At 59.8% G+C, this 251-nt stretch carries 1 protein-coding gene; it reads left to right on the top strand.

The annotated features are described in order from the left end of the window. On the top strand, positions 1-251 hold a 251-nt coding region (locus AC0L20_RS41480), incomplete at both ends, for an AAA family ATPase (protein ID WP_473295908.1).

Genomic DNA, 251 nt, shown 5'->3' with positions numbered 1-251 from the left:
CCGCCGGGTACCGGTAAAACCTTGCTGGCCAAGGCGATTGCCGGCGAAGCCAAGGTGCCGTTCTTCACCATTTCCGGTTCCGACTTTGTCGAGATGTTCGTCGGCGTCGGTGCCAGCCGTGTTCGCGATATGTTCGAGCAGGCCAAGAAGCACGCACCTTGCATCATCTTCATTGACGAGATTGACGCCGTTGGTCGCCATCGTGGCGCCGGCATGGGTGGCGGTCATGATGAGCGTGAGCAGACCCTCAA

Source organism: Bradyrhizobium sp. Kon58 (assembly GCF_055807455.1).
The sequence above is the reverse complement of the archived record's forward strand: the minus strand, read 5'-3'. Positions and strand labels throughout refer to the sequence as shown.